23 protein-coding genes and 2 pseudogenes are annotated in these 26,627 nt (G+C 58.9%); 16 read left to right on the top strand and 9 right to left on the bottom strand.

The window, feature by feature from the left end; all coding sequences use genetic code 11:
• Nucleotides 1-25: 25 nt before the first annotated feature.
• Nucleotides 26-2,524, bottom strand: a complete 2,499-nt coding sequence (locus B9Z47_RS11080; protein WP_108331312.1) for a PAS domain S-box protein — start codon at nucleotides 2,522-2,524, stop codon at nucleotides 26-28.
• 176 nt (nucleotides 2,525-2,700) lie between these two features.
• On the opposite strand from B9Z47_RS11080, the gene aceE reads away from it, so the two are divergent.
• The 7 genes and pseudogenes from aceE to iaaH (B9Z47_RS11115) all read left to right on the top strand — a co-directional run bounded on the left by aceE (nucleotide 2,701) and on the right by iaaH (B9Z47_RS11115) (nucleotide 11,585).
• Complete coding sequence (gene aceE, locus B9Z47_RS11085) at nucleotides 2,701-5,397, top strand: pyruvate dehydrogenase (acetyl-transferring), homodimeric type (RefSeq protein WP_108331313.1); 2,697 nt, start codon at nucleotides 2,701-2,703, stop codon at nucleotides 5,395-5,397.
• Nucleotides 5,398-5,412: 15 nt separating this feature from the next.
• Entirely contained in the window at nucleotides 5,413-7,080 is a 1,668-nt protein-coding gene (gene aceF / locus B9Z47_RS11090; RefSeq protein ID WP_108331314.1) for a dihydrolipoyllysine-residue acetyltransferase, read from the top strand.
• Between the two features lie 9 nt (nucleotides 7,081-7,089).
• Nucleotides 7,090-8,919: a dihydrolipoyl dehydrogenase gene (lpdA, locus tag B9Z47_RS11095; protein WP_108331315.1), complete on the top strand. Its 1,830-nt coding sequence runs from the start codon at nucleotides 7,090-7,092 to the stop codon at nucleotides 8,917-8,919.
• Nucleotides 8,920-9,100: 181 nt separating this feature from the next.
• Nucleotides 9,101-9,412 (top strand): transcriptional regulator, encoded by a 312-nt coding sequence (locus B9Z47_RS11100; protein WP_108331316.1) that lies wholly within the window; start codon nucleotides 9,101-9,103, stop codon nucleotides 9,410-9,412.
• Nucleotides 9,405-9,683, top strand: a complete 279-nt coding sequence (locus B9Z47_RS11105; protein WP_108331317.1) for a BrnA antitoxin family protein — start codon at nucleotides 9,405-9,407, stop codon at nucleotides 9,681-9,683. The genes B9Z47_RS11100 and B9Z47_RS11105 overlap by 8 nt, the downstream gene beginning before the upstream one ends.
• A gap of 7 nt (nucleotides 9,684-9,690) precedes the next feature.
• Nucleotides 9,691-10,038: pseudogene (locus B9Z47_RS11110) on the top strand (dihydrolipoyl dehydrogenase); the annotation flags it as partial.
• A gap of 137 nt (nucleotides 10,039-10,175) precedes the next feature.
• A complete protein-coding gene (iaaH, locus tag B9Z47_RS11115; protein ID WP_108331318.1) occupies nucleotides 10,176-11,585 on the top strand; it encodes an indoleacetamide hydrolase in 1,410 nt (469 codons plus the stop codon).
• Here iaaH (B9Z47_RS11115) and B9Z47_RS11120 read toward each other — a convergent pair.
• Entirely contained in the window at nucleotides 11,576-12,355 is a 780-nt protein-coding gene (locus tag B9Z47_RS11120) for a helix-turn-helix transcriptional regulator (protein WP_108331319.1), read from the bottom strand. The two genes, iaaH (B9Z47_RS11115) and B9Z47_RS11120, sit on opposite strands and share 10 nt — an antisense overlap.
• Before the next feature lie 183 nt (nucleotides 12,356-12,538).
• Here B9Z47_RS11120 and B9Z47_RS11125 point away from each other — a divergent pair, with 183 nt between their 5' ends.
• A complete protein-coding gene (locus B9Z47_RS11125) occupies nucleotides 12,539-13,495 on the top strand; it encodes a Bug family tripartite tricarboxylate transporter substrate binding protein (protein WP_108331320.1) in 957 nt (318 codons plus the stop codon).
• A gap of 88 nt (nucleotides 13,496-13,583) precedes the next feature.
• On the opposite strand, the gene iaaH (B9Z47_RS11130) is transcribed toward B9Z47_RS11125, so the two are convergent.
• The 4 genes from iaaH (B9Z47_RS11130) to B9Z47_RS11145 form a co-directional block, all read right to left on the bottom strand.
• A complete protein-coding gene (iaaH, locus tag B9Z47_RS11130; RefSeq protein WP_108331321.1) occupies nucleotides 13,584-15,194 on the bottom strand; it encodes an indoleacetamide hydrolase in 1,611 nt (536 codons plus the stop codon).
• Nucleotides 15,195-15,301: 107 nt separating this feature from the next.
• The gene (locus tag B9Z47_RS11135; protein WP_233253767.1) at nucleotides 15,302-15,925 is read right to left on the bottom strand and encodes a response regulator transcription factor; all 624 of its coding nucleotides are present in this window, start codon (nucleotides 15,923-15,925) and stop codon (nucleotides 15,302-15,304) included.
• Nucleotides 15,926-16,420: 495 nt separating this feature from the next.
• Nucleotides 16,421-17,734: a type II toxin-antitoxin system HipA family toxin gene (locus B9Z47_RS11140; RefSeq protein ID WP_233253768.1), complete on the bottom strand. Its 1,314-nt coding sequence runs from the start codon at nucleotides 17,732-17,734 to the stop codon at nucleotides 16,421-16,423.
• 5 nt (nucleotides 17,735-17,739) lie between these two features.
• Nucleotides 17,740-18,006 carry a helix-turn-helix domain-containing protein gene (locus tag B9Z47_RS11145; RefSeq protein ID WP_108331324.1) on the bottom strand — a complete coding sequence of 89 codons (267 nt, stop codon included), beginning with the start codon at nucleotides 18,004-18,006 and terminating at the stop codon, nucleotides 17,740-17,742.
• Nucleotides 18,007-18,201: 195 nt separating this feature from the next.
• On the opposite strand from B9Z47_RS11145, the gene B9Z47_RS11150 reads away from it, so the two are divergent.
• The 4 genes from B9Z47_RS11150 to B9Z47_RS11165 all read left to right on the top strand — a co-directional run bounded on the left by B9Z47_RS11150 (nucleotide 18,202) and on the right by B9Z47_RS11165 (nucleotide 19,676).
• The gene (locus B9Z47_RS11150; protein WP_199226363.1) at nucleotides 18,202-18,345 is read left to right on the top strand and encodes a PDDEXK nuclease domain-containing protein; all 144 of its coding nucleotides are present in this window, start codon (nucleotides 18,202-18,204) and stop codon (nucleotides 18,343-18,345) included.
• Nucleotides 18,346-18,389: 44 nt separating this feature from the next.
• Entirely contained in the window at nucleotides 18,390-18,791 is a 402-nt protein-coding gene (locus B9Z47_RS11155) for a hypothetical protein (RefSeq protein ID WP_233253769.1), read from the top strand.
• 226 nt (nucleotides 18,792-19,017) lie between these two features.
• The gene (locus tag B9Z47_RS11160; RefSeq protein WP_108331326.1) at nucleotides 19,018-19,188 is read left to right on the top strand and encodes a 3'-5' exonuclease; all 171 of its coding nucleotides are present in this window, start codon (nucleotides 19,018-19,020) and stop codon (nucleotides 19,186-19,188) included.
• A 179-nt stretch (nucleotides 19,189-19,367) separates the two neighbouring features.
• Nucleotides 19,368-19,676, top strand: coding sequence for a hypothetical protein (locus B9Z47_RS11165; protein ID WP_146185783.1), 309 nt, complete (start codon nucleotides 19,368-19,370; stop codon nucleotides 19,674-19,676).
• A 122-nt stretch (nucleotides 19,677-19,798) separates the two neighbouring features.
• On the opposite strand, the pseudogene B9Z47_RS11170 reads toward B9Z47_RS11165, so the two are convergent.
• Nucleotides 19,799-20,967 (bottom strand): annotated as a pseudogene (locus tag B9Z47_RS11170) (IS3 family transposase); the annotation flags it as partial.
• Between the two features lie 268 nt (nucleotides 20,968-21,235).
• Between B9Z47_RS11170 and B9Z47_RS11175 the strand changes: the two are divergent.
• The 4 genes from B9Z47_RS11175 (at nucleotide 21,236) to B9Z47_RS11190 (ending at nucleotide 24,773) form a co-directional block, all read left to right on the top strand.
• Entirely contained in the window at nucleotides 21,236-21,508 is a 273-nt protein-coding gene (locus B9Z47_RS11175) for a BrnT family toxin (RefSeq protein ID WP_108331328.1), read from the top strand.
• Nucleotides 21,509-21,527: 19 nt separating this feature from the next.
• The gene (locus tag B9Z47_RS11180; RefSeq protein ID WP_233253770.1) at nucleotides 21,528-21,737 is read left to right on the top strand and encodes a BrnA antitoxin family protein; all 210 of its coding nucleotides are present in this window, start codon (nucleotides 21,528-21,530) and stop codon (nucleotides 21,735-21,737) included.
• Between the two features lie 101 nt (nucleotides 21,738-21,838).
• Complete coding sequence (locus tag B9Z47_RS11185) at nucleotides 21,839-24,250, top strand: UvrD-helicase domain-containing protein (RefSeq protein ID WP_108331330.1); 2,412 nt, start codon at nucleotides 21,839-21,841, stop codon at nucleotides 24,248-24,250.
• 46 nt (nucleotides 24,251-24,296) lie between these two features.
• A complete protein-coding gene (locus B9Z47_RS11190) occupies nucleotides 24,297-24,773 on the top strand; it encodes a peptidylprolyl isomerase (protein ID WP_108331331.1) in 477 nt (158 codons plus the stop codon).
• A 47-nt stretch (nucleotides 24,774-24,820) separates the two neighbouring features.
• Here B9Z47_RS11190 and B9Z47_RS11195 read toward each other — a convergent pair whose 3' ends face one another.
• Together B9Z47_RS11195 and B9Z47_RS11200 are read right to left on the bottom strand one after the other, a co-directional pair.
• The gene (locus B9Z47_RS11195; RefSeq protein WP_108331332.1) at nucleotides 24,821-25,591 is read right to left on the bottom strand and encodes a BPSS1780 family membrane protein; all 771 of its coding nucleotides are present in this window, start codon (nucleotides 25,589-25,591) and stop codon (nucleotides 24,821-24,823) included.
• 4 nt (nucleotides 25,592-25,595) lie between these two features.
• On the bottom strand, nucleotides 25,596-26,558 hold the full coding sequence (locus B9Z47_RS11200; RefSeq protein ID WP_108331333.1) for a homoserine kinase: 963 nt from the start codon (nucleotides 26,556-26,558) through the stop codon (nucleotides 25,596-25,598).
• Nucleotides 26,559-26,627: the final 69 nt, after the last annotated feature.

The raw sequence follows: 26,627 nt of genomic DNA on the forward strand, positions 1-26,627 counted from the left end.
TTTACCCCAATGGGTTGTTGTGTGGTCAAGCGGTTTCGACCGGAATCCAGAAAGAGAATCGACATCCTGTGACCTCGCCGGCATTGTAGAGGTTCTCTGAAGTGATCCTGCCCTGGTGCGATTCGATGATGCTGCGGCACAAATTCAGGCCAATGCCCATGCCTTCCACCTTGGTGGAGAAAAAGGCCTCGTAGACCCGCTCGGTGTCTTCCGGCGGCAAGCCCTGGCCTGTGTCCGTGACGGAAAACTCCACCACCGATTGGTTGTCGATTTGCTTGGGCACGATGCGCAATTCCACCAGGCGCTGACCGGCGGGGCGGTTGGCGTTGTCGATCGATTCGGCCGCGTTTTTCATCAGGTTGATCAAGACCTGTTCGATCAAGATCGGGTCGACCATCAACTGCGGCAAGCGGGCGGCCACATGGTGGGTCAGGCGCACATGGCGTCTGCGCATTTCGATTTCGGCCAGTTCCAGCGATTCGCTGACCATGGCTGACACGTCGGACAGGGTTCTGTTGGGCTCGCTGCGCTTCACGAAACTGCGGATGCGCAAGATGATTTGCCCTGCACGCTGAGCCTGCCGGGCGGTTTTGTCCAGCGCGGACAGCAGGTCTTCTTCCTTCACCTGTTGTGACTTGATGCGCGAAATCATGCCGCTGCAGTAATTGCTGATGGCCGTCAGGGGTTGGTTCAACTCGTGCGCCACGCTGGACGCCATCTCGCCCATGGTGATCAGGCGGCTGGCGGTCTGGGCGCGTTCGGCCTGCTGAGCGGCCAGTTCTTCGGCTTGTCGGCGCGGGGTGATGTCGCTGGCAATCACCATCTGCGCCAGTCGCCCATCGGCCCAGTTGATGTAGCGTGAGCGCACTTCCAGCCATTTGCCCAGCTCGGACACGAAGATTTCGGCGTTTTCCGAACGCGCCACGGTCAGGCTCTCGGTAGGCAGCCCGACCATCTCGTCCACATCGTCCGAGCGCTTGGTGTCTTCGCTGGCACCCGCTTGCTGGACAAGGCGCAGGTGACCTTGCGTGTTTTGACCAAACCAGAGTCGGTACAGTTTGTTGGCAAACAGCAGCTCCTCGCTGCCCAGGGGGGCCACAGACACGGATGCATCCAGCGCTTCGAGCACGATGGTGAACCGTTCGTGTGAGCTGGCCAACTGTTCACGAATCCGGTTGGGTTCGGTGATGTCGGTCATCGAGGTCATCCAGCCGGTTTGCCGGCCACTTGCATCGATCAGGGGCGAGACGTACATGCGGGCATCGAACACGTGGCCATCCTTGCGCTTGACCCGCACTTGAAAACCACCGGCTGAATGTTGCCCGCTGATTTCCTCCTCCAGCCGTTTCATCAGCAGTTCCCTGTCCTGGTCAGGCCAGTAGGGAAAGGGGGCCACGGCCCCCACCAGTTCCGACTCACTCCAGCCGGTCATTTGGCAAAACGCAGGGTTCACGTAGGTGATTCGCCCGTGCATGTCCAGTGCCCGCATGCCGGTCAGCATGGAGTTTTCCATGGCGCGGCGGAAGTTGGTTTCTGCCACCAGCGCTTTTTGCGCCTGCAGCCGCCGGCGGGTGTGGCGCCAGTTGCCGATCAGCATCCAAGCGGTCATGACACTCAGCACGCTGACCAGCCAGAACAAGCCACTGCCGACCAGCCCCTGAGATGTGCGCCAGGCTTGGGCGCGCAGGATCAAATCATTGCCGACGGGCGAGACCGGCACCTCGTAGTCGTTGTTGGGCTGGTCACTGCCGGGCAACAAGCGCCACAGCGCAATTCGCCCGGGAATGGTTTGTCCGGCCAGCAAGCGGCCCTTGCCGTCTTGCAGGGCCACGGCGTACTTGGCCAGGATCTCGGTCGGGATGCCGTAGCGCAACAAGCCCTCCATGCTGTATTCGGCCAGGATCACGCCGCTGAATCGACCTTGGTCGTTGCTCAGCGGGGTGTGCAACTGCAGCACGGGCACTTGGGCGTCTTTGTCTGATTCGGCATCCAATTGGCCGTAAATGGGCTGCATCAAATCACGCGCCAAGCTGAAGTGGCTCTCGGTTTCACCCACTTTCAGCACGGTGCCCGTGCGCATGTGTTGGCTGGGGGAAATGCTGGAGACGCTTTGGTTGGCGATGATGCGCCTGCGGTCATCGATCCAGGTGAGCGACAAGAATTCCGGGTACTGCTGAACCAGAGCTTCCGCCCGAGACAAAAACTGATCGGTGCGAATCTCCTTGTTCGACACGTCACGGGCCAGGCGCATGACCTGCTCTTGCCGTTCCAGCAGTCTCAGCCTCAAACGCTGTTGCGCATATTCCACATCGCGCTTGATGGCTTCTTGTTCGCGTTCAATTTCTTCGACGCGCAGGTACCAGAAAGCACTGGCAATGGCGGCCAAAAAAAGAACCACGGCCGCAACCGGGGCCAAGTTGGCAAAACGGTCTTGTCGATTGGGTGATTGGCGTAGCCACCACGAGCGCCACCACGCCCAAGGTCCGACTTTTTTCACGACGGCTGCTGCTTTGTTCAATTCCATACCCGGGAGTTTAGGTGACAACCCTTGCGTGATTCCCCGAATAGCCTGCTTGTGAGCCCATCCATTGCGTTGAAAATTTCACAATACAAAATCAGTGCGCACGATTTGAAATGTGAGCGAATATATGTGAAAATTGCGGCATCATTCAAACCACAACACCTTCATAGGAGACATGCATGACAGCGGCCATACCTCAACAGCCGAAGCAAGATCTGGACTCACAAGAGACCCGGGAATGGATGGACGCCTTGTCCGCCGTGATCGAAAAAGCGGGGCCTGAGCGCGCCCACTTTCTGCTTGAAGAACTACTGGAAGAAGCCCGCCAGCACAGCATCGATCTGCCGTTTTCAGCCACCACCGGTTACGTGAACAGCATCGAGCCCAACGAAGAGGCCCGTTGCCCCGGCAACATCGAGATCGAAGAGCGCCTGCGCGCCTACATGCGCTGGAACGCCATGGCCATGGTCGTCAAGGCCAACCGCCACAACCCCGCTGACGGTGGCGACCTGGGCGGGCACATCGGCTCGTTCGCCTCGCTGGCCCACATGTTTGGTGCAGGTTTTAACCATTTCTGGCACGCCGAGAGCGAAAACCACGGCGGTGATTGCCTTTACATCCAAGGCCATGTGTCGCCCGGCGTGTATGCCCGCGCTTATCTGGAAGGCCGCCTGACCGAAGAGCAGTTGCTCAACTTCCGCCAGGAAGTCGATGGCAAAGGTTTGTCAAGCTACCCGCACCCCAAACTGATGCCCGAGTTCTGGCAGTTCCCCACCGTGTCGATGGGTCTGGGCCCATTGATGGCGATCTACCAAGCGCGCTTTTTGAAATACCTGCACGCCCGCGGCATTGCCAACACCGAAAACCGCAAGGTTTGGGTGTTCTGCGGCGACGGCGAGATGGACGAAGTTGAATCGCTGGGCGCGATTGGCTTGGCCGCTCGCGAGAAGCTGGACAACCTGATTTTTGTCGTCAACTGCAACCTGCAGCGCCTGGACGGCCCGGTGCGCGGCAACGGCAAGATCGTGCAAGAACTCGAAGGCGAGTTCCGCGGTTCCGGCTGGAACGTCATCAAGCTCTTGTGGGGCAGCGAGTGGGACAGCTTGCTGGCCCGCGACAAGGACGGCGCGCTGCGCAAGCTGATGATGGACACCCTGGACGGCGACTACCAGGCCTTCAAAGCCAACGATGGCGCTTATGTGCGCAAGCATTTCTTTGGCCGCGACCCCCGCACGCTGGAAATGGTGGCCCACTTGTCAGACGACGACATCTGGAACCTCAAGCGCGGTGGCCACGACCCGCAAAAGGTGTATGCCGCTTACCACGAAGCCGTGAACACCAAAGACCAGCCCACCGTGTTGCTGATCAAGACCGTCAAGGGTTTTGGCATGGGCAAAGCGGGCGAGGGCAAAAACACTGTCCACCAGACCAAAAAGCTGACGGACGAAGACATCAAGTACATGCGCGATCGCTTCAACCTGCCAATCCCTGACAGCGAGTTGCCCAATATCCCTTTCTACAAGCCTGCAGAAGACACGCCCGAAATGCGCTACCTGCACGAGCGCCGCAAAGCCCTGGGCGGCTACTTGCCCAAGCGCCGCGTCAAGGCTGAAGAAAACTTCACCGTGCCGTCTTTGGAAACCTTCAAGGCCGTGATGGAGCCCACTGCCGAAGGCCGTGAAATCTCGACCACCCAAGCCTATGTGCGCTTCCTCACGCAGCTCTTGCGCGACCAGGCCCTGGGCCCACGTGTGGTACCCATTTTGGTGGACGAAGCCCGTACCTTTGGTATGGAGGGCTTGTTCCGCCAGATCGGTATTTACAACCCTGCGGGCCAGCAGTACACCCCGGTCGACAAAGACCAGGTCATGTACTACAAGGAAGACAAAGCCGGTCAGATCCTGCAAGAAGGCATCAACGAAGCCGGTGGCATGTCCAGCTGGATCGCTGCGGCCACCAGCTACAGCACCAGCAACCGCATCATGGTGCCGTTCTACGTGTACTACTCGATGTTTGGCTTCCAGCGCATTGGCGACTTGGCCTGGGCGGCGGGCGACATGCAGGCACGCGGCTTCTTGCTCGGCGGCACATCGGGCCGCACCACGCTCAACGGCGAAGGCTTGCAGCACGAAGACGGTCACAGCCACATCATGGCCAACACCATCCCCAACTGCGTGTCTTATGACCCCACCTTCGCGCACGAAGTTGGCGTCATCCTGCACCACGGCCTCAAGCGCATGGTTGAGAAGCAAGACAACGTCTTCTATTACCTGACGCTGCTGAACGAAAACTACGCCATGCCTGGCCTGACCCCCGGCACCGAAGAGCAGATCATCAAGGGCATGTATTTGTGCAAGCCGGGTGCGGAAGGGACCAAACGCGTGCAGTTGCTGGGCTCGGGCACCATCCTGCGCGAATCCATTGCCGCACAAACCCTGCTGGCCACCGACTGGGGCATCCAGGCCGACGTGTGGAGCTGCCCAAGCTTCAACGAGCTGACCCGCGACGGCCAAGACGCCGAGCGCTTCAACCTGCTGCACCCGCTGGAAACACCCCGTGTGTCGTTTGTGGGTCAACAACTGGCCAAGCACAGCGGCCCCGTGGTGGCCTCGACCGACTACATGAAGGCCTATGCCGAGCAGATCCGTCCTTTCATCCCGAAGGGTCGCACCTACAAAGTGCTGGGCACCGACGGTTTTGGCCGCTCCGACTTCCGCAGCAAGCTGCGCGAGCACTTCGAGATCAACCGCCACTACATCGTGGTCGCGGCACTCAAGGCACTGAGCGAAGACGGCGCAGTGCCCGCCACGCAAGTGGCCGAGGCCATCAAAAAGTACGGCATCAACACCGACAAGATCAACCCGCTGTACGCATAAATCCGGGAGACACACATGGCATTGGTAGAAGTACAAGTCCCGGACATCGGGGATTTTGATGAAGTGACCGTCATTGAATTGATGGTCAAAGTGGGCGACACCGTGAAGGCCGAGCAATCGCTGATCACGGTCGAATCTGACAAAGCCTCGATGGAAATCCCATCGAGCACGGCGGGCGTCGTCAAAGAAATGCGCGTCGCTTTGGGTGACAAGGTCAAGCAAGGCTCCATCGTGCTGGTGGTCGAAGCCGCTGGCGCAGTTGCCGCTCCAGCTGTTGCACCGGCTGCTGCTGTGGCCGCACCAGCGCCTGCTTCTGCGCCTGTTGCGGTGGCCCCGGTGGCTGCCGTGGCCGCAGCACCTGCTGCATCTGGCCCCGTGCAAGTGTTTGTGCCCGACATTGGCGATTTCAAAGACGTGGTCGTCATCGAAGTGATGGTCAAGCCCGGCGACACCATCAAGGTCGAGCAATCGCTGATCACCGTCGAGTCCGACAAAGCCTCGATGGAAATCCCGTCTTCGGCGGCTGGCGTGCTCAAAGAGCTCAAAGTCAAAGTGGGTGACACGGTCAACATTGGTGACCTGCTGGCGGTGCTGGAAGGCACAGCTGTTGCGGCTGCACCCGCAGCGGCTGCTGTTGCGGCTGCTCCTGTTGCCGTGGCTTCGGCCCCAGCGGCTGTGCAAACGCCCGTCGCGGCGGCCGCCGCTGCCGTGGCAGCGCCTGCCCACGCACCCGGTGGCAACACCGTGGGCTTGCCCCACGCGTCGCCCTCGGTGCGCAAGTTCGCACGCGAGCTGGGTGTGCCGCTCGACGAAGTCAAAGGCTCCGGCCTCAAAGGCCGCATCACGGCCGATGACGTCCAAACCTTCACCAAAGCCGTCATGTCTGGCGCTGCGCAGACCAAAGCGCAAGCGGCCAAAGCCCCTGCGGCTTCGGGCGGTGGTGGTTCCGAGTTGGGCCTGATCCCCTGGCCCAAGGTCGACTTCGCCAAGTTCGGCCCCATCGAGCGCAAAGAGATGGGCCGCATCAAGAAGATCAGCGGTGCGAATTTGCTCCGCAACGCCATCATGATTCCGGCCGTCACCAACCACGACGACGCCGACATCACCGACCTCGAAGCCTTCCGCGTCTCGACCAACAAAGAGAACGAGAAGAGCGGCGTGAAGGTCACGATGCTGGCGTTCCTGATCAAGGCTTGCGTGGCCGCGCTCAAGAAATACCCCGAGTTCAACAGCTCGCTCGACGGCGATGCGCTGGTCTACAAAAACTACTGGCACATCGGCTTTGCCGCTGACACGCCCAATGGTTTGATGGTCCCCGTCATCCGCGATTGCGACAAAAAAGGCGTGCTGCAAATCAGCCAGGAAATGGGCGAATTGGCCAAGAAAGCCCGCGACGGCAAACTCGGCCCAGCCGAAATGTCCGGCGCGACTTTCACCATCTCCAGCCTCGGCGGCATTGGCGGCAAGTACTTCACGCCCATCATCAACGCGCCCGAAGTGGCCATTTTGGGTGTGTGCAAGAGCACCATGGAACCCGTCTGGGACGGCAAGCAGTTTGTGCCGCGCCTGATGCTGCCTTTGAGCCTGACATGGGATCACCGCGTCATCGACGGCGCCGCAGCGGCACGCTTCAACGCGTTCCTGGGTCAAATCCTCAGCGACTTCCGTCGCGTGTTGCTCTAAGGACTTGATATGGCACTGATAGATATTCAAGTTCCCGATATTGGCGACTTCGACGAAGTCACGGTGATCGAGTTGATGGTCAAGGTGGGCGATACCGTCAAACCTGACCAAAGTCTGATCACCGTGGAGAGCGACAAGGCCTCCATGGAAATTCCATGCAGCCACGGTGGCGTGGTCAAAGAACTCAAGGTCAAGTTGGGCGACAAGGTCAAGCAAGGCTCGGTGGTGTTGGTGCTGGAAGGTGAGGGCGCTTCAGCCGCTCCTGCCTCTGCAGTTCCTGCGGCAGCCTCCGCGCCAGCCGCATCTGCGCCCGTGGCAGCCACACCCGCACCCACTGCCTCGTCCTTCGGCGGCTCGGCCGACATCGAGTGCGATGTGCTCGTGTTGGGCGGTGGCCCCGGCGGCTACTCGGCGGCGTTTCGTGCAGCCGATCTGGGCCTCAAAGTCGTGATCGTTGAGCGCTACGCCACCTTGGGCGGTGTGTGCCTGAACGTCGGTTGCATCCCCTCCAAAGCCTTGCTGCACGTCGCAGCGGTGATGGACGAAGTGGCTCACATGGCCGATTTGGGTGTTGACTTCGGTGCACCGGTGGTCAACATCGACAAGCTGCGCGGCCACAAAGAAAAAGTCATTGGCAAGCTCACAGGCGGCTTGGCTGCCATGGCCAAGATGCGCAAGATCACCACCGTGCGTGGCTTGGGCCAATTCGTGGGTGCCAACCACCTTGAAGTGTCTGAGACCACCGGCACCGCGCAAGAACAAAACGGCAGCAAAAAAGTGATCGCCTTCAAAAAGGCCATCATCGCTGCAGGTTCGCAAGCTGTGCGTTTGCCTTTCATGCCCAACGACCCACGCGTGGTCGACAGCACTGGCGCTTTGGAACTCAAAGAAGTGCCTAAGCGGATGCTCATTTTGGGCGGCGGCATCATCGGCCTAGAGATGGGCACCGTTTACAGCACGTTGGGCGCACGCCTGGACGTGGTGGAAATGATGGACGGCCTCATGCAAGGCGCTGACCGCGACTTGGTGAAGATCTGGCAAAAGATGAACGCCAAGCGCTTTGACAACATCATGCTCAAGACCAAGACCGTGTCCGCACGCGCCTTGCCAGAAGGCATTGAAGTCACGTTCGAGAGCGCTGAACCCGGTGGCACCGCCCCCGCGCCGCAGGTGTACGACCTCGTGTTGCAAGCCGTGGGCCGCACGCCCAATGGCAAAAAACTCGCCGCTGAAAAAGCTGGTGTGTCTGTGACCGACCGTGGCTTCATCAACGTCGACATTCAAATGCGCACCAACGTGCCGCACATCTTTGCCATTGGCGACATCGTGGGCCAGCCCATGTTGGCGCACAAGGCTGTGCACGAGGCGCATGTGGCGGCCGAAGTGATTGCGGGCGAACTGCAAGGCAACAAAGAGCTGGCAGCAGCGGCGTTCAACGCACGCGTCATCCCCAGCGTGGCCTACACCGACCCCGAAGTGGCATGGGTGGGTTTGACCGAAGACCAAGCCAAAGCGCAAGGCATCAAGGTGAAAAAGGGCTTGTTCCCTTGGACCGCCTCGGGCCGCGCCATTGCCAACGGCCGCGACGAAGGCGTGACCAAACTGCTGTTTGACGACAGCCCCGAAGCGCACGGCCACGGCAAGATCTTGGGCGGCGGTATGGTCGGCACGCACGCGGGCGACATGATTGGCGAGATTGCTCTGGCCATCGAGATGGGCGCAGACGCGGTGGACATCGGCAAAACCATCCACCCACACCCCACGCTGGGCGAAAGCATCGGCATGGCGGCAGAAGTGGCGCACGGTAGCTGCACGGACTTGCCGCCGTCGAAGAAGTAGATAAGCGGCAGCGCTTTGAAAGTAAGAAGCCCGAACAGGCAACGGTTCGGGCTTCTTACTTACTGGCTACTCGCAATGCGTAGCTGTGTATCTTCCATCGGTGTATGGGGCTGATCGGTTCCACTCGGAAAAAGCCTGATGGGATGCTTGCAATTTTAGTTATTCGATGCACAATAACCCTATGCTCACCGTCATCGAAAGCCCCGAATTTATGGACTGTGCCGCCAAAATTTGGAGCGAAGACGAGCGCCATGCCTTTGTGGACTGGATAGCCAACAACCCCGATGCGGGTGACGTGATACCCCGCACTGGTGGTCTGCGCAAGGTGCGTTGGGTGCGTGCTGGCATGGGGAAAAAAGGCGGGGCGCGGGTGATTTACTTCGTGCGCAATGCCCGCGGTGAGCTGGTGCTGGTAACGGTCTACACCAAGGGCCGTATTGAAAACATTCCTGCGCACCTGTTGCGCGCTTTGAAGGAGAAATACGATGTCTGATGCAGCAAGACAAGTTGATACCGATACTGCGTCCCTACTCGCATCGATTGAGCGGGGGCTTGCGCAGACCGCACGCGGTGAAGGGCGCGTCAACACCCCAGAGCAGATCATGGCGCGGCGCTTAGGCGGACGGCCCGTACAGGCCGAGCACAAGAAGCCTGTCACCCTGCGCCTCGATGCCGATGTGTTGGAGCGCTGGCGTGCCAGTGGCAAAGGCTGGCAGACAAGGGCTGCGTTGGCACTGGCGAAGTCGGCACCCGGCGCGGCTTGAAGGGCTTTTGACCGAAGACCAAGCCAAAGCGCAAGGCATCAAGGTGAAAAAGGGCTTGTTCCCTTGGACAGCGTCTGGCCGCGCCATTGCCAACGGCCGCGACGAAGGCGTGACCAAACTCCTGTTTGACGATTCACCCGAGGCCCACGGCCACGGCAAGATCTTGGACGGCGGCATGGTGGGCACGCATGCGGGCGACATGATTGGCGAGATCGCTTTGGCGATTGAGATGGGCGCAGACGCTGTGGACATTGGCAAAACCATCCACCCCCACCCCACGCTGGGCGAAAGCATCGGCATGGCGGCGGAGGTGGCGCATGGCAGCTGTACGGACTTGCCGCCTGGCAAGAAGTAAGCGTTGTCGCTTCCAAACAAAGCCGCCAGCCTGCGAGGGTTGGCGGCTTTGTTTCATGCAGGGTGTTTACCGTCATTCATGGGGGTATTCAAGAAGTCGATCACCTCATAGAGTCAGCGCTTTGACATTGATTCTGTATGGACCCCCTTGAACTCACGCTGATGGAAGCGGCCGCAGCACTGCACACACGACAACTCGGGCACTTGGAATATGTCCACGCCTTGCTTGCGCAAACCGACCGATTGGCCCATCTGAATGCCTGGATCAGCCGTGATCCTGAGCGATTGATCCAGCAAGCCAAGGTCCTCGATCAAGCCTCAAGTGCGCAGCCTGATCATCGACCTTTGGCGGGCATGCCCGTGGCGATCAAGGACAACATCGACACCGCTGATCTGCCGACCAGTGGTGGCACAAGGGCATTGCTGGCCTCCAGACCCACGCGCAATGCCGCCGTGGTCGAGTGTCTGCTGCAGTCGGGCGGCTTGATCGCGGGCAAAACCAATCTGCACGAACTGGCCTTGGGGGGCACCAACCACAACGCGGTCACAGGTGCTTGTCGCAACCCCTGGAACCCCTTGCTCATCCCGGGCGGTAGCAGTGGCGGCTCTGCAGTGGCAGTGGCCTCGCGCATGGTGCCCGCTGCACTGGGCACAGACACAGGCGCCTCAGTGCGTCTGCCTGCTGCATTGTGTGGTGTGGTCGGGTTCAGGCCCAGCAAGGGCCGCTACGGATCGCAAGGTATCTTGCACTTGTCACCCACCAAGGACACCGTGGGGCCCATGGCTCGCAGTGTTGCAGACGTAGCCTGGCTCGACAGTCTCTTGGCACAAGACCGACTGGACATGCCTCGTGTGTCGCTCAAGGGCCTGCGCCTGGGCATCCTGCGAGGGGACTTTTTCGAAGGTGCCGACCCGCAAGTTCTGGTGGTCATTGAGCAAGCGCTGGATACGCTGGTCTCTGAAGGCGTTGTGTGCGTGCCGCTGGATGTGCCAGACCTGAAACGTCACAACGATGCCACGGGTTCGACCTTGGTGATGTTCGAAATGATGCAAAGTCTGCCTGCTTATGCCGAGGCACAAGGGCTGTCCATGGAGGCCCTGCTGGCAGGCGTGGGCAGCCCGGACGTGGCCCTGCTCTTGTCAGGGCAACTCGGCCATGAGCGCGTCACGGCCACGGCCTATGCTGCGGCACAAGCCAGGCGACAAAAACTGCAAGCCGCTTACGCCCGCCACTTTGCCGACCACCGTCTGGATGCCCTGGCATTTCCTACCTGCCTCATGACCGCTCCGCCTGTGGGGCATGACGACAGGGTTGATTTGAATGGGCAACAAGTGCCCACGTTCAAAACCTTGATCCGCAACACCGATCCCGGCAGCAATGCGGGACTGCCCGGTATCAGCCTCCCGGCGGGTTTGACGGCAGAGGGCTTGCCGGTGGGGCTGGAGCTGGACGGCCCCTTGGGCACGGATCGCCACCTTTTGGGTGTGGCTGCGGCCATTGAACGGGCTTTGCCACCCCTGCCACGCCCACCGTTGGCTTATGCCTGATGCAAAAGCTGCCCGATGTGGGCGGCCAGTTTGTTGCGCCCCTGAACGCCAAGCTTTTCAAACGCATGGCTCAGGTGATAACGCACGGTGGTAAAGCCAATCTGGAGCTGGCGTGCAACTTCCTTGTCTGAGCAACCGTTCAGGCAATGCACCACCACATCGGCCTCGCGCTGGCTGAGCTGGCAATGTCCAGTCAAGACTTGGCGCAGCTCGGATTCGTCATGACCCCTCCAAGCGGTCTTGGGGGTCTCCACTGCTTCAAGGCGACTCAATGCCGCCGTGAATACCGGGGCAAGGATGTTCAGGCAAGCCATGTCCTGCCGACTGAAGTCTTCTCGTCCCTTTGCGCGGTAAATGACCAAATCGCCCAGACACGCATCACCACGGTAGGCGTACAGGTTCACGCCCCAGTGAATACCGTCCTGACGCAGGTGGTCGTTGTAAAACTCGGAGCCTTCAAGTTCTTGTGCAGAACACACATCGCTGACCCGCGCGGGTGAGCGCAAGGCCCGCAGGCGCGGTGTGATGAGATCACAAAACTGGAAGTGGTCCTCATATGCTCGGATTCTGGAGGGCTTGACGTTGTAGGACGCGCAAATGGTGTACCGATTCGTTTTGGCACTCCATTGACGCGACACCAGATGATCGGCCTGCATGAACTGCGCCAAGGGTTGCGCGAGCGTTTGGAGTAATTGTGCTTTCGAGACATCCGAGGCCATCACTGCGCACAGGTCTGCCAGCATTTTGGATTGTTGTGTGTTCAGGTACATGGTGTGTGTTGGACTTCTCAGGAGTTTCCAAAGTTATCAAATCACTCTTCAAGGTCAAGAGAGATTACCCTTTGCCGTTGTTCCTCTTGACGACTCGACCATCAATCTTGAGGGTGTTCCAAGTGCACCGAAAAACCTAAAGTCTCGCAGTGTTTTATTTTTTTTGACTTTCAAGGAGCCGTGATGAAAACGAAAATCTGGTTGAGCAGCGTGTTTCTGCTGTTGTCTGGGCTGGCACACGCCAGCGACCCGGTGCCCCTCAAAGTGTTGGTGGGTTTTGGGGCTGGCGGGTCGGCTGATCTGGCAGCACGTCTGTTGGCCGAGCGCCTCAAGGATGAATTGGGGCGTCCTGTGGTCGTTGAAAACCGCGTGGGCGCGGGCGGCCGCATCGCTGCTGAAGCCCTGAAGAACGCTGCACCCAACGGGGCGACAGTCATGTTGGCTCCGATTGTGGTGCCCGTACTGGCACCGCTGGTCTACAAGAAACTCAACTACGACGTGCAAAAAGACCTTGCGCCTGTGGCGCACATTGCCGACTTCCAGTTTGGTGTGTCGGTCAAGGCCGACAGTCCGATTCGCAGCATTGCCGACTTGGTGTCGGTGGTTAAAAAGACCCCTGCTCTGGGCACATTCGGCTCGCCTGCGCCTGGCAGCTTGCCGCATTTCTTTGGCGTGATGATTGGCCAGAAAACGGGTCTGGACATGACCCATGTTCCCTACAACGGTGGCGCGCAATTGATGACCGCGCTCATCGGGGATCAAGTGACCCTGGGCATTGATACGCTGGTGGACCAGGGCGAGATGCACCGCTCAGGCAAAAGTCGCATCCTGGCTACATCAGGACCCCAGCGCAATGCCTTGTTTCCAGATGTACCCACGCTGCGCGAATCGGGCTTCAAGGATTTGGTCGGCGTGGGCTGGTTTGCTTTGTTCGCACCAGGCGGCACCGATTCAACGCAGATCAACACCTTGAACGCTGCAGTCAACCGCGCTTTGAAAAACCCTGCGCTCAAAGACCGCTTCACCAAAATGGGCCTGGAAATCGGTGGTGGCAATCCTCAAGACCTGCAAGCGCTGATCACCACGGAGACCGCCCGCTGGACACCCGTGGTCAAGGCCTCGGGTTTCACGGCCGACTGATACACCCCTCAATTCAAATCAAAAATGGCCAAGTGGAATAAGTCCACTTGGCCATAACCGTTGTGTCAAACTGACTGGGTGCCGGTCATCATCCCATCACAGGTGCTTTGATCGAACCCCAAACGGCTTCCATGCCCATGCCAATGGCCAGCAAATTGGCATCCGAACCCAAGGGTCCATCGATTTGCATACCCACCGGCAAACCGCCAGCCGTCAAGCCCGCAGGGATGGACACGCTCGGAATGCCCACGTTGGTGCAAGGATCGGTGTTGCGAATGCAGGTGCCAAAGGTGTCTTTGTCCTTTTGCTCCACACCCCCCACGGTGTAGCTGAGGGTTTTGGAGCCATTGGCTGCATCGATTTTGGGCGCAGCCAGCAGCGTGGTGGGGAACATGACGGCTTCCACGCCTTGCGCTGCAAAGTAATCTTTGTAGAGTTTTTGCAAAGCCGGGCGCTTCGTGGCCATGACATCAGGGTAAGCCGCGCCGAAGACATCTCCAGCGATGGCACCAAATGCGCCTTGAACGTCGGGGCTGGCGAGTTGGTCGCTGACTTCCTTGACCGTTTTGACGGGCGCATTGTTGGCCACCAGATAAGCAGGAATGGCTGCGACGGGCTCGTGCAATGCGATGGGAAATGAAATCGCGTCGTTGAGCGCCATGATGCCGTCCAGATCGGCCTCGACAAACACCACGCCCGCATCGGCCAATTTTTGTTTGGCGGCCACGGCCACGGCCTTGACGCTGTCATCGAGTCCAGCCCAAAAGCTGGCAGGGAGACCGATTTTCAGTCCTTTGAGGTTTTTCGCGGAAGGTAAAGCGGTGCCTGTGATCACGGCATCAAGCAAGGCCAGGTCGGCCACGGTGCGCCCCATGGGCCCCAAGGTGTCACGCGTGGTGCTGATGGGCAAAGCGTCATTGGCTGTGTCCGGGTAGCGTCGTCCTTTACCAACGCCGTCACCTACAGAAGGGCGAAAACCGGCGATGCCACAAAATGAAGCAGGCACACGCGTCGAGCCACCTGTGTCGGTGCCCAAACCGGCGGGTGCAAAGCGTGTGGCAATCGCCACAGCGGTTCCACCTGAAGAGCCACCCGGAATGCGACTGCTGTCATACGGATTCTTGCAGGGGCGGGTGGCTGCTTTCGTGATGGGGTCAATACCCAAAGTGAAGTTGGTGGAGGTGATGCCAAATGCCCATTCATGCAAGTTGGACTTGCCCAGAACAATGGCACCGGCATCGATCAATTTTTGCAAGGAAGGGGCATTGTTGGCGGGCTGGAAATTGCGCAACGAAGAAGTCCCGCCGGTTGTTTTGAGGGCTTTGCTGTTGATGTTGTCTTTGACCACGATGGGCAAACCCGCAAGCACGCCCAGCGTTTTGCCTGCAGCACGATCGGCATCCACCTGCTTGGCCACCGCCAGTGCACCTGCTTCGTCCAAGGTGATCATGGCGTTCAGGTCGGACACGGATTTGGCACGTTGAATCAGGGTCGTGACATACGCTGTCGCGCTCAGGCTGCCTGCCTTGAGTGCAGCCAATGCCTGTGTGGCAGTCAGGGCCAGTTGCTCGTCTGTGGTCAGAGTTGCTGCGGTACTCGTGCCACCGCAAGCGGTGAGGCCCGTCCCGCCCAGCAATGCGGCGGCAGAAACTGCACTGGTATTCTTGAAAAATTGACGACGAGAAGTATTGAGGGTCATGTGTGTCTCCTGAAATGGGAATCTAACGTCTCGATTGACGTTCATGACATGCTAAGAACACCGATCACTTACAGACATCCTGCAAACTGAGGAGGCTTCAGTGGTTCTCAAAGCCTCAATTTATGCACCAGCGCCGCGCGGCTGTTAACACCCACTTTGCGAAAAGCATTTTCCAGATGCGTGCGCACAGTGGTAGTGGAAATCTCCAGCTGGCGTGCAATTTCCTTGTCTGGCAAACCCAGCATCACCAAGCGCGCAGTGTCCTGCTCGCGGGTTGTCAGTCGCTGGGCAAAGAGGTTCATGGTCTCAGGCGCATCGTGACCTGGGCGCTGCGCCCGTGCCAGCGCCGTTACAAAGGCCGGTTGCAGCATGTCCAGTAAACGCATCTCGTCGGCACTGAAGTTCTCACGTCGACGATCGCGCCAAATGCGCATATCACCCAGGTTATTCCCCTGGTGCCAGGCATAGAGGTTGACACCCCAGTACAAGCCATCCTTCATCAGGAAATCATTGAAAAATTCGGTTTTTCGCAGATATTCATGGGGTAAAACATCCGTGGCCCTGACCGCTACACGGTAGCGCTGCATCAAAGGAGTGATCGGGTCATGGAATTGGTAATAGGTTTCATAGGCTCGCAAGTTGAGCGGCTCCATGTTGATCTGCGTGCTGTGCCCAAAACTTTGCTGTATTGGCTGCCAAACAAAGCTTGCATAAAACTGGGCTTGCAACAATTGCATGACCAAGTCGCCCATGATTTCCCGAATTTCCTTCTCTTCATGGGGTTCTGCCAGTGTTTGCATGATTCGACCCAACAATTGGGTTTGCTTGCCTGTCAGGTACATCGATGTTCCTTGCTTTTCTTGACGATGGCGTGCTGCGAATTACATCCTGATAAGGCCCGTTTACGCACGGGGGTTTATCCCCTCCTGAATTCCAAGGAAGATCGAGTGCCGGTGGTGCATTTTTGGGCGTGAACACGCCGAGACCATCCACCCACACCCCACGCTGGGCGAAAGCATCGGCATGGCGGCGGAAGTGGCGCACGGTAGCTGCACGGACTTGCCGCCTGGCAAGAAGTAAAACGCTTCGCGTTGCAAACAAAGAAGCTGCCAACCAGAAAGGGTTGGCGGCTTCTTTCTTTATGGCTGGCCTCAGGATTTGCGCAGACAGGCTGTCGTAGCGCTTCCCAGTGGCTTCGGCGCAGGCCTGTGCAAAGTCGCTTGGTTTTAAAACTCCCTCGCAGCCTCAGCCAGTCCATTCAGAATGGCGTCGCTGACCTGCAGTGGAAACCCTTCCGGTAACAAGCGTTGCACAGTTTCAATGACGGCCGATGTTTGTTCAATAACTTGCTCAAATGGGCTGCCCACGCCCTCTGGGGCGATGCCGTGCCGCTTGGCCAGCTCGCGCCAATGGCGGGGCTGGATGTCGCGCATTTTGTAGTGTGCGTTTTTGCCCCTCACGGCCATGGCCATGCTGACTTTGTGCGGCGACACGAGCTTGGGGCCTTCGCCCAGCACGGGGTAGACCGAGAGCACGTCATACACAGGCGTCATGGCAAAGCTGCCTCCGGCCTTGATGTGAATGCTGAAGTTTTTGGCGTGGCCATCGCTGGCCCGCAGCAGCCAAAACAAGAATTGGGCTTTGATGAAGTTGTTTTTGTCCTGCACGGCCTGGGTGGAGCCGCTGAGCAAATTCAGAATCTTGTCCATGCCCGGCCCGCCATCGGATTCGTACTTTTGGTGGCTCGGGTAGCCCAGTGCTTGGCACATGTCTTCTTGCGGCAGGCGAATCAGCCATGAACGGTCGGCAGACCAGGCGCGGTCAAACCGCTCGACGGCCAGGGCCTTGATGTCTTCGAACTGCGCCATGGTGCAGTTGGCCACGGGCAGGCCATAGGCCTTGATGATTTGCGCGCACAGCCATTCGTTTTCCACCGAGGTGGCCATGTCCATTTGCAGATTGCCCACCAAACCCAGCGGCAGCTTGAGAATGTGGGTGGTGGGTGTGGCACCCAAGGGGCGCATCCACTGGCCGTTGATCTGGAGCAGGGCGGTTTTTTCTTGTGCACCCGCCAAAGAGATCCGAAAGTCGTCGGCATGCAGCGCATCTCCTGGCCCCGTGCTGGCAGTGCTTCTGAGCAGTTGGGCCACTTCGGCCTCGTTCATGGCTTGGGCGGCAATGCTTTGACCATCGCCTGGGGCTTCTTTGGGCGAAAGGCTTTCAGGCAGCAGGCGAATGGCGCCCACACTGTCACGACCCACTTCGGCCAGCAAGTCAAAGGTGCTTTTGCCCTTGGTTTTGAACCGTGTTGCGATGCGGTCGCGCAGCCGCTGGCTGTCGGGCAGCAGGTTGTCAAACCATGCACCGACCTGTTCACCACGGTGCGGCTGGTTGCCCGGCGTGAAGGGCAGTGTGAGTGACAGCGGGCGAGCTTGTGGTGACTGCAGCCAACGGTCATCGTATTGAAGTTGGTCTTTGCCTTGTGTAACCGTCCAGGCACCGACCCGCTCGCCATTCATCCACAAAACAAGGCGTTTCATGGCGATCACCACTGCGCAGTGGGTTGGTTTGACGGTGCGAGCGCGGTCTGGACTGATTTAGGCTGCAGCACCAGTTCAACATCGAGGGCATTGAGCACGGCCATCAGCTTGGCCACGCTCATGTTGGCCGCATTGCGTTCGGCTGCGGAATAGGTTTGCTGGGTGACGCCCAGCCGAACAGCCAGTTCTGCCTGAGTCAGGCCCGCTGTTTTACGAAAGGCTGCAAGGATGGGCTGCAGTTGGTCAGGCGTTTGGAGAGGGTAGTTTTTCATACAGCATTTGATATGTATTTAATTTTTACACATTATGTGTTGTATTTTGGATTTACACAATATAGGCTGTAATTTGTGGGGAGCACGCAGCGTGGACTGCGCGGTCTTTCCACTCAAAACATCTGGCGTATGCGGCAGTTTGACACGGTCCTTTTTGAGCGCGTCGCCCTCAGCCCGGCAAAAGTGTCACCACTGGTGACACAAATCCACCCCGGCGCGGCCAGCGTGTTCAAAGACAGCTACTTGGTCGAATTTCTGGACCTGCCCGCTACCCACCTTGAAAGCGACCTGCAACGCGGCCTGTTGGTGCAACTGCGCCAATTCCTGCTTGAACTTTAGCGCGACTTCATTTTTGTGGGCAGTGAATACGCCAGCAGGATTTGGTGCTCAAAGAAAATACCGCTGAGTACAAGCTGGAGCCGGGCGAAGCCTTGGGTACGGCCAAGCCACAGGACAAGAAAGAAGAGTATCTGTCGCAGATCATCAACCGCCTGAACGAGGTGTTTGTGACCGACCAGCTCACCGACAAGGACATGGTGAACTACGCCTACACAATCCGCTACAAGGTGGGCGAGAACATCTTGGTGATGAAGCAGATCGAGAACAACTCGCCCGAGCAGGCCCTGCTGGGTGACTTCTCGAAGGCCATTGACGACGCGATCATGGACTGCAGCGAAGCCCACCAGAACCAGATGATGCAGCTACTGGGCGACCCCAGCAAAGCAGCCAACTTTGCGCGGATTGTGTTTGATCTGCTGGTGCAGGGGCAGGCAAGGAATCGTTGAAGCCGGATGAAGCTTTAACTGGCCTTCGTGGCTCAGGGCAAAGTCCAGCCCAACAGGCGTCAAAAATCCAAATTTGTGCTGAGTTGGGTTTTTAAGGGCCAAATTCAGAATATGCTTGTGTGGACTTTTTTGCACATATTTTGACTTCTCTGAATCTCGCTTTGACTAGAAGAGCGGCTGGCGCGGCGTGGGGGTTGTTGGTGGACTTGGATGACGAGTGATAACCATGAAGGGCTGCAAAGGCCTGGAGTTACCCGTTGTGGTCCTGCCCGGGGTGGGGCTAATGCCTGCCACTGGCAAAGACGAACAAGAGGCCGTGCGGGTGTTGTTTTATGTGGCAACGACGCGGACTAAGCAAAGGTTGGTAATTGGAGTAGGTCGGCATGGGGCGGTGTGAGCTTTACCCAACTAAAGCGATGCATGGCAATGCCATCCGCGCGACCTATAGTTATTTAAAACAGCAAATCGGAAAAGCAAATGGCAAAGCCAGATTTTGGAGGCGCTCGGGGCTCCTCAGCAGGAGACGACTTTCACGAATGGTGGGCGTTACGGCACGCCTTACCCCTTCTCACTGGCATGAATGACCTTGTAGCACTGACCGTCGAGGGTTTACTTGCTATCGACGAAACGGGTGCACCTGCAGATGCGTGGCTGGGAGTAGATTGCGCTCAGTACTTTGGCGGGTCCCAGCTTTCCAAAGCGACAAAAGTAGTGGTCGAACAGCTGAAGTATTCATCCGCGAATCCTGACTCACCATGGTCTCTCGCCCGCTTACAGGCCCCTACTAACGGCAAAAAGAACAACTCCGTCATTGCTCGCTTGGCTAGCGCTTATGCGGGATTTGAAGTGGACCCCAAAGTCAGGACAGACTTGATGGCAGTTTAAGTTGCACTCAACTTCTCGCAGCTGGACGGCGCTGCCCCGGTTTTTGCCTTTTGTATTGCAGGCTCAATCTCAATCCTGACTTCCCCGGCCCCAGTCCCGCTGGAGCGCAGCGCAACTGGGAGTCTTTCTCGAGTCCGGTATTTGTCCACGATCATCGCACCACCACCGCTTGACGTCTGGTGAACCTCTTGCGGTGTTTGGTTGTCCAGTGATTGGTGCGGGCGCTCGGTGTTGTAGAAAGCAAAGTATTTCGTCAGACCCACCAGCAACTCGCCCATCGTGGCATAGCCGTTGAGGTAGATGTCTTCATGCTTGACGCTCCTCCAAAGCCGCTCCACAAAGATGTTGTCATACGCCCGGCCCCGGCCGTCCATGCTGATGGCAATCTCCTCGCGCTTGAGCACGCCCGTGAAGGCAACGCTGGTGAATTGGCTGCCCTGGTCACTGTTGAACACCTCGGGCTTGCCATGCTCGCGCAAGGCGTCCTCCAGGCAGTCCACGCAAAAGGCAGCCTCCATGCTGTTGCTGATTCGCCAGCTCAGCACCCGCCTTGAATACCAGTCGATCACAGCCACCAAGTAAGCAAAGCCGCGCGCCAGCCGCACGTAGGTGATGTCCGTGCTCCAGACCTGATTGGCCCGTACCACTGGCACGCCGCGCAGGAGATAGGGGTACACCTTGTGCAGAGGGTGCGCCGCGCTCGTGTTGGGCCCTGGTGCCATCCCAGCCAGCGACATGCTGCGCATGAGGCGCTGCACCCGCTTGCGGTTGACCCGGTGCCCGCAGCGCCCCAAATACACCACCATCTTGCGACTGCCGTAGAAAGGGTGGCGCGTGTATTCCTCGTCGATCAAGCGCTTGAGCAGCTCGTCCGCCTCGACAAACACCACGGGTTTGCGCTTGACGTAGACCGTCGTGCGCGACACGCCAGCGAGCACGCACTGGCGCTTTTGCGTGACATCGGCATGGGCACCAATCCAGGCACGGCGGATCATGGCAGGCTGATCCCGGACTTTTTTTTGAGCCAGTCCAGCTCCATCTTCAAGCGCCCGATCTCACCGTAGAGCCGGTCTGGCGCACTCTCGGCAGATACCGGTTGTGGCCCGCGCTTGCCCTCAAAAAGACTTTTGGCCTGGGCTTGGATCTCTCGTTTCCATTGGCCGACCTGTATTGGATGGACGCCGTGCTCTTGGGCGATTTGGTTGATGGTCTTCATCCCACCAAGAGCCTCCAGGCCCACCTTGGCCTTGAACTCCGGCGGATGAACTCTTCGCTTTTTTGACTCAGTCATTGGTAACCCGTTTCTTTAGACAGTGTCCCACTTAAACACCTGTCCTAAATTCGGGGTCCACTTCAGTCGGAGCAATAGCTGCCCTAACAGCCCAAAAATCCGTTGAGCTGGTCACGGCAGCCCTGCGCAAAATGCTGCACATACCTGACTTGCTGCAACCAATCACTTCATGAGGGCTTGTGATTGTGGATGGGTGGTGGTTGAATTTTGAAAATCGCGTGATGGTGTGCAAAATGTATTCAATATTTATTGGGGGTACAATAATTCAATGAACATCGAGTTCGACGACAGCAAGCGAGACAGAACGCTGTTGGAGCGAGGTTTGGACTTTGCGCGAGCCAATGCCGTTTTTGAGGGCGTGCATTTCACGGCTCAGGACACAAGAGTGGACTATGAAGAAGATCGATTCATCACGGTGGGCTGGCTGGATGCCCGTCTGGTGGTGTTGGTCTGGACACCGCGCGGCGAGGTGCGCCGCATCATCAGCATGAGGAAAGCCAATGACCGCGAAAAAACGCTCTACGCCAGTTACCTGGAATGACCCAGATGATGCGCCGGAATTGACGGCAGCATTTTTCAAAGCTGCCGACCTGTACGAGGGCGCCCAACTCAAAACGCGTGGCCGCCCCAAAGCAGTCACAACCAAAGAGCCTGTCAAGCTGCGTCTGGATGCCGATGTGCTGGCCGCGCTGCGTGCCAGCGGTGAGGGCTGGCAGACGCGCATCAACGACACCTTACGAGCTGCGCTGAGTTTGGCGGGGCGGGTTTAAAGTCTTCGTTGGCTTGTTGATCAGTTGAAGGATTGACGGCGTTTGGGGTGGGCGTCGTTCTGTATTCGTTCAGGTGAGCGCCCCTCCTACAATCTCCCCCTATGTTTTCTGAAACCGCCCTGAACACTTCTTCCCCCTTGCTCGCCCAGCTCAACGACGAGCAGCACAGGGCGGTGGCCTTGCCTGCCGAGCACGCCCTGATTTTGGCGGGCGCAGGTTCGGGCAAGACGCGGGTGCTGACCACCCGCATTGCCTGGCTGCTGCAAACCTCTCAGGTCTCGCCCGGCGGCATTTTGGCGGTGACTTTCACCAACAAGGCCGCCAAAGAAATGAAGCTGCGTTTGCAGTCCATGCTGCCCGTCAATGTGAACGCCATGTGGATTGGCACCTTCCACGGGCTGTGCAACCGGTTTTTGCGGGCGCATTACCAGCTGGCGGGTTTGCCGCAGACTTTTCAGATTCTGGACACGCAAGACCAGCTGTCGGCTATCAAGCGGCTGTGCAAGCAGTTCAATGTGGACGAAGACCGCTTTCCGCCCAAGCAAGTGCAGTATTTCATCTCGGGCTGCAAAGAAGACGGCCAGCGCCCCGGCGATGTGCCGGTGCGTGATGACGAGACCCGCCGCAAGGTGGAGCTTTATCAGCTCTACGAAGAGCAGTGTCAGCGCGAAGGCGTGGTGGATTTTGGCGAGCTGATGTTGCGCTCGTACGAGCTGCTGCGTGACAACGTGCATGTGCGCGAGCATTACCGCCGGCGTTTCAAGCACATTTTGGTGGACGAGTTTCAGGACACCAACAAGCTGCAATACGCTTGGCTCAAGCAGTTGGCCGGGCTGCCGGGCGAGGGTGGCGAGTGCGCCATCTTGGCCGTGGGCGACGACGACCAGAGCATTTACGCTTTCCGGGGTGCCCGGGTGGGCAATATGGCCGACTTTGTGCGCGAGTTTCAGGTGCAGCACCAGATCAAGCTGGAGCAAAACTACCGCAGTTTCAGCAACATCCTCGACTCGGCCAACCACCTGATCAGCCACAACAAAACCCGCTTGGGCAAAACCCTGCGCACCGACCAAGGCGCGGGCGAGCCGGTGCGGGTGGTGGAGTCGCCGTCTGACTTTGCCGAAGCGCAGTGGCTGGTGGAAGAGTTGCGCCAATTGGTCAAGCAAGACGGGTTTGAGCGCAAGGAAGTGGCGCTGCTGTACCGCAGCAACGCCCAAAGCCGGGTGCTGGAGACCGCACTGTTCAATGCTGGGTTCCCGTACCGCGTGTATGGCGGTTTGCGCTTTTTTGAGCGGGCCGAGATCAAGCACGCGCTGGCCTATTTGCGCCTGATGGAGAACCCCAACGACGACACCAGCTTTTTGCGGGTGGTCAACTTTCCGCCACGCGGCATCGGTGCGCGAAGCATCGAGCAACTGCAAGACGCGGCGCGTGCCGCAGGCTGTTCGCTGCACGACGCGGTGAGCGCCACCACGGGCAAGGCCGGGGCCAATCTGGCGGCGTTTGTGGCCATGGTCGATGTGTTGCGTGAGCAGACCGAGGGCATGACCTTGCGCGAGATCATCGACCTGGTGCTGGACAAGACCGGCTTGCTCACCCATTACCGAGCCGAAAAAGAAGGCGCGGACCGGGTGGAGAACTTGGAAGAGCTTGTCAACGCGGCCGAGAGCTTTGTCACGCAAGAAGGCTTTGGCCGCAGCGCGGTGGCTTTGCCGCAAGGCACCTCAGGCCTGGGGCAAAGCCCGGCCAGCCAGGGCTTGAGCAGTTCATCCGAGTCTGGCTTGGGCACGATCGATGAGTTCAGTGAAGACGGCGTGATCATGAGCCCGTTGGCCGCCTTTTTGACCCACGCCTCACTGGAGGCCGGCGACAACCAGGCGCAAGCCGGTGAAGACGCGGTGCAGCTCATGACCGTGCACGCCAGCAAGGGCCTCGAATTTGACGCGGTTTTCATCACCGGCCTGGAAGAAGGCCTGTTTCCGCACGAAAACGCGATGAACGATTTTGACGGGCTCGAAGAAGAGCGCCGCCTGATGTATGTGGCCATCACCCGGGCCCGCAAACGCCTGTACCTGAGCCATTCGCAGACCCGCATGCTGCACGGCCAGACCCGCTACAACCTCAAAAGCCGCTTTCTGGACGAGTTGCCCGAAGAATGTCTGAAGTGGGTCACGCCCAAGAACGCGGGCTTTTCCAACCTGGGCTCGACGGGCGGCAGTGGTTTGGGCGGCGCAGGTGCATGGGGGCAAACGCCCGCGCAAAGCCGCCACGCCCGCCCCGCCTGGGGCCAGAGCAGCCTCAGCACCGAAACCTACAAAAGCCCACCCGTGCCGGTGCAAAAAGCCGCGCCCGGGCACGGCATCACGGCGGGCAAACAGGTGTTCCACACCAAGTTTGGCGAAGGCAAAGTGTTGGCCGTCGAAGGCGTCGGTACCGATGCCCGGGCGCAGGTCAACTTTCCGCGCCATGGCGTGAAATGGCTGGCGTTGAGCGTGGCCAAACTGACCGTGGTCTGAGGTTGCAAACCCTTGACCTTTGAGATTTCCTTTTGAAAGTACCCCCATGAAAATCACCAAAGACACCGTTGTCACCATGCACCACAAAGTGGTGAACGCCCAGGGCCAGCTGCTGGACAAGACGCAAGAGCCCACCGCTTACCTGCACGGCGGCTATGACAACACGTTCCCCAAAATCGAAGAAGCGCTGGAAGGGCAGGAAGTGGGCTTCACCACCACGTTGAAGCTGGCCCCGGCCGATGCTTTTGGCGAGCGCGACGAGGCGCTGGTACAGACCATCCCCAAAAGTGAGTTTCCACCGGGCGTCAAAGTGGGCGGGCAACTGCGTGGCCGCTCGGCCGAAGGCCATGAACAAGTCTTCAACGTGGTCAAGATCAAGGGCGACAAGGTCATTCTGGACGCCAACCACCCCTGGGCCGGTCAGCATCTGACGCTGACTTTGACGGTGCAGGAAGTGCGTGCCGCCTCGGCCGAAGAAATCACCCACCGCCACGCGCACGGCGCGCATGGGCACCACCATTGATCACCAGCGACCGCCATTGACCTGTGTGGTCAGCGGTGGTTTTTCGGTCAGGCAGGTTCGCTGAAGCTGAAGCAGTCCTGCACGGTGAACAGCATGGATGTGAAGAACATGGCCGCCACCATCAAGGCCATGGGCATCAGAACCGCCATCATCAACTGAGGATCACCCAGCAAGCTCGCGATCAACAAGGCCAGGATGCCCGAGCCGGTGAAAATGCCGATCCAGACCAGGAGGTAGACCGAAAATGCCTTGAGGTTGCGCCAGCAGGCCACGAGGCTGAAAAACAGGCTTTTGACAGCAGGCAGGCCTTGCCAATGCACCAGCGCGGGCGCGTGCCAGAACATCATGGACACCGGGATGTAGAGCACCATCGAGACCCACAAAGCGGCTTGAAACGATGGGCTGTTCACGACTTCAGGGGTCATGGGGCTGCCACCAAAATAAACTTTGGCAAAAGTGCCACCGTCAGCCAACATCGAAATCACCATCACGCCCAAAAACAACACGGCATACCATCCACCGAGCTGGAGCATGGCTTTACGCTGGGGGCCGGCTTTCAGCGCAGCAAACAAAATGCCTGGCATGGGGAACTTGCCTTGGATGGCAGTTTGTGTGGCAGCCATCATGCCCAGCGTCAGCGCTGGCAGCAGCACCAGGGCCAAGGCCCCGCCGATGAAGGGCACGATGGACACCAGCGACACGGTGGCCATGAACAGAAAAAACAAGCCGGACATGGCCAAGGGTTGCCGCCAGAACGTGCGCACGCCTTGGATGGCCCAATGCAGGCCGGTGCGCGCGGGAACGATTTGCAGATTCATGGTGTCAGACAAGGCCAGAAGCCAAAACAGGGTGGTTCACCCGGGCACGCAGCACGCGCTCAAAGTGCGCGGGGTCGTGGGGCTTGAGCATGGACGCTTCACGCGGCAGATGGTAGTCCCACAGCCGTGAAATCCAGAAGCGCAAAGCCCCTGCGCGCAAAAGGGCAGGCAGCAGCTCACGCTCTGCCGCGCTCAAAGGGCGCACCTGGTTGTAGGCGCGCACCATGGCCTGGGCGCGTTCGGCGTCGTGCACGCCAGTGGGCAGGTCAATGCACCAGTCGTTCAGGCACACGGCCAAGTCAAACAGCCAGGTGTCCACACCTGCGAAATAGAAATCAAAAAAGCCGGTCAGCTGCTCGCCGTCAAACATCACGTTGTCGCGGAACAGATCGGCATGCACCGGGCCCTGGGGCAGGGCGGCGTAGGCGGCACCGCTGGCGATGTGGTTCTGGTAAGCCAATTCGCTGCGCAGCAGGGTGGCTTGCGCTTCGTCCAAATAAGGCAGCACCACCGGCACGGTCTCGTTCCACCAGGGCAGGCCGCGCAGGTTGGGCTGGCTGCGGTTGAAATCGGCACCCGCCAGGTGCATGCGCGCCAGCATGCCGCCCACAGCGGCGCAATGCACGGCTTGAGGTTGCAACTGGCTCTTACCCGCCAGTTTGTTGACCACGGCGGCGGGTTTGCCGCTCACGGTGTGCAGGATGTCGCCGTCGCGGTTGGCCGCAGGGTCGGGCACCGGGATGCCGCGTCCGGCCAGGTGCTTCATCAGGTACAGGTAAAACGGCAGCTGCTCGCGGGTCAGGCGCTCGAACAAGGTGAGTACGTACTCGCCCTGATCGGTGGTGGCGAAGTAGTTGGTGTTTTCAATGCCGCCTTCGATGCCGCGCAAAGCGGTGAGCTGGCCCAAATTCAGGGCTTGCATCAGGTCGTTGGCCTGGGCTTTGGTGACTTCGGTGAATACCGCCATGGTTGCAATCGGTGGGCCTGTAGGCTGGCCAGAAGGTGGATGAAAGCGGTGATTGTAGGCGGGGGCGGG

The organism is Limnohabitans sp. 2KL-1 (genome assembly GCF_003063435.1).
GTDB lineage: Bacteria > Pseudomonadota > Gammaproteobacteria > Burkholderiales > Burkholderiaceae_C > Limnohabitans_A.

Coding starts and splice junctions, on each gene's coding strand:
- B9Z47_RS11175 (WP_108331328.1), top strand. CDS start 21,236: ATGAACATCGAGTTCGACGACAGCAAGCGAGACAGAACGCTGTTGGAG.
- B9Z47_RS11165 (WP_146185783.1), top strand. CDS start 19,368: ATGAATGACCTTGTAGCACTGACCGTCGAGGGTTTACTTGCTATCGAC.
- B9Z47_RS11145 (WP_108331324.1), bottom strand. CDS start 18,006: ATGAAAAACTACCCTCTCCAAACGCCTGACCAACTGCAGCCCATCCTT.
- B9Z47_RS11195 (WP_108331332.1), bottom strand. CDS start 25,591: ATGAATCTGCAAATCGTTCCCGCGCGCACCGGCCTGCATTGGGCCATC.
- B9Z47_RS11190 (WP_108331331.1), top strand. CDS start 24,297: ATGAAAATCACCAAAGACACCGTTGTCACCATGCACCACAAAGTGGTG.
- B9Z47_RS11105 (WP_108331317.1), top strand. CDS start 9,405: ATGTCTGATGCAGCAAGACAAGTTGATACCGATACTGCGTCCCTACTC.
- iaaH (WP_108331321.1), bottom strand. CDS start 15,194: ATGACCCTCAATACTTCTCGTCGTCAATTTTTCAAGAATACCAGTGCA.
- B9Z47_RS11120 (WP_108331319.1), bottom strand. CDS start 12,355: ATGTACCTGAACACACAACAATCCAAAATGCTGGCAGACCTGTGCGCA.
- iaaH (WP_108331318.1), top strand. CDS start 10,176: ATGGACCCCCTTGAACTCACGCTGATGGAAGCGGCCGCAGCACTGCAC.
- B9Z47_RS11080 (WP_108331312.1), bottom strand. CDS start 2,524: ATGGAATTGAACAAAGCAGCAGCCGTCGTGAAAAAAGTCGGACCTTGG.
- aceE (WP_108331313.1), top strand. CDS start 2,701: ATGACAGCGGCCATACCTCAACAGCCGAAGCAAGATCTGGACTCACAA.
- lpdA (WP_108331315.1), top strand. CDS start 7,090: ATGGCACTGATAGATATTCAAGTTCCCGATATTGGCGACTTCGACGAA.
- B9Z47_RS11125 (WP_108331320.1), top strand. CDS start 12,539: ATGAAAACGAAAATCTGGTTGAGCAGCGTGTTTCTGCTGTTGTCTGGG.
- B9Z47_RS11200 (WP_108331333.1), bottom strand. CDS start 26,558: ATGGCGGTATTCACCGAAGTCACCAAAGCCCAGGCCAACGACCTGATG.
- aceF (WP_108331314.1), top strand. CDS start 5,413: ATGGCATTGGTAGAAGTACAAGTCCCGGACATCGGGGATTTTGATGAA.
- B9Z47_RS11100 (WP_108331316.1), top strand. CDS start 9,101: ATGCTCACCGTCATCGAAAGCCCCGAATTTATGGACTGTGCCGCCAAA.
- B9Z47_RS11160 (WP_108331326.1), top strand. CDS start 19,018: ATGAAGGGCTGCAAAGGCCTGGAGTTACCCGTTGTGGTCCTGCCCGGG.
- B9Z47_RS11140 (WP_233253768.1), bottom strand. CDS start 17,734: ATGAAACGCCTTGTTTTGTGGATGAATGGCGAGCGGGTCGGTGCCTGG.
- B9Z47_RS11185 (WP_108331330.1), top strand. CDS start 21,839: ATGTTTTCTGAAACCGCCCTGAACACTTCTTCCCCCTTGCTCGCCCAG.